General features: G+C 51.1%; 2 protein-coding genes. One reads left to right on the plus strand and one right to left on the minus strand.

Annotation, left to right across the window (positions count from 1 at the left end; all coding sequences use genetic code 11):
• Positions 1–699 (plus strand): YfhO family protein (locus ACI32D_RS08605; RefSeq protein WP_439776165.1); only part of this gene is annotated, 699 nt, incomplete at its 5' end.
• A gap of 80 nt (positions 700–779) precedes the next feature.
• Here ACI32D_RS08605 and ACI32D_RS08610 read toward each other — a convergent pair.
• A partial coding sequence (locus tag ACI32D_RS08610; RefSeq protein WP_439776166.1) for a substrate-binding domain-containing protein occupies positions 780–1,512 on the minus strand: 733 nt, incomplete at its 5' end.

A 1,512-nucleotide genomic window follows, 5' to 3' on the forward strand; every position in this document is an offset into this window, starting at 1 on the left:
AAGAAGGCTAAGCAGGAGGCAGACTTGACTGGTCAGACCTTTAACGAGCGGGCGACCCGCTACAAGTACTGGCGCTACCACCTTTTGGCCGGGTCGCCAGATCCCAGCTACAAGCTGACGGTGACGGGGAAGAAGACCAGTGAGACCATCGTACAGAGAAGCCAGGACATGACTTCTTTTTACCGCCTGGTCGACAGCGCGGTCATGAACATGGGGACTTATCAGACCCTGCCAAGCAGCCTGACTTTCCAGCCTTCAAAACTGGGGACCTATCGCTTTAAGATCAAAGTTGTGGCAATTCCTTTGAATCAAGAATACACAAAAGAAGTGCACCAGATTCAAAAGCAGGGGGTCAAGCAGCTGAAACTCGCGCAGAACCAGCTGACTGGGCTCTTCACCAGCAAGAAAGCCGGTATCGTTACCTCGACCATCCCGTATTCAAGCGGCTGGACAGCCACGGTAGACGGCAAGGCTGTCAAGGTCCTCAAAACCAATACGGCCTTTGTCGGCTTTGAGATGCCGGCTGGCAAGCACCGGGTCCGCCTGGTCTACCGGACGCCGGGATTGAGAAGCGGGCTTTTAATTTCGACTTTGACGGCTTTAGCAATTTTAGTCTATGCCGCGGTCAGTCACAGAGAATGGCTGCAGGAATTAATGGCTGAGCAGAATAAGAAAAGAGAAATGAAAAAAGAAGCATAGTTAGAAATAGTTGAATGACAATAAAAAAGGCGAGCCGGCTGGCTCGTCTTTTTGTCTGTTTATTTCCAAAATTGCTGCTCTTATTCCTTGATCAGCTTACGGGCAATCAAGTCTTCCTTCATCAGCTTGGTCATGACCTGGGCAACTTCCTTGGCCCGGTCGTTGGAATCCATGTGGATGGTCAAACCGTTGTCAGACTGGATCAAAGTGCGTGGCAGTTCAACCTGGTTGTACTTGAGGTCTGGGTCCAGGTCAGGCAGCATGTATTCCAAAGTTGCCGTCCAGCCCAAACCGCCGACTGCCATCTGCAGGGCGACTTCGTAGTCGTTGACCTTGATGCTCTTGTTGACAGAGAGGTTCTGGTCTTCAAGCAAGTGGTCAACCGTCTTTTGGAAGCCGGAGTCATCGCTCAAGGAAACCATCTTTTCCTCACTGAGGTCCATCAAAAGCTGCTGGCTGAACGGAACATCCCGCTTGCCTTCTTGGTAAAGCTTGCTGGTTTCAGGGATGATCAGGAAGATCCGCGGCTGGAAGAGGAAGAAGTTCTTCAGGTTTTCCCCCCGCAGAAGCGGACCTAAGTAAATGTCAACCATCCGGTTGTCGATCAAGCGCTTGGCTGAGTTGATGGAGAAGGTCTTGATCAGTTCAAAGCGGGTGGTTTCAAATTGCTTCTGCAAAACAGGGATAATCTTCCCGCTTTCGCCTGGGGCCCAGATTGGGGAGAAACCAATCTTGATATAGGACTGTTCTTCTTCAGTGAAGCGGCGAAGGTCCTGTTCGATCTTCATCTGGTCGCTGTGCAGCTTGGCCAAG

It is taken from the genome of Lactobacillus sp. (assembly GCF_051873315.1).
Taxonomy (GTDB): domain Bacteria; phylum Bacillota; class Bacilli; order Lactobacillales; family Lactobacillaceae; genus Lactobacillus.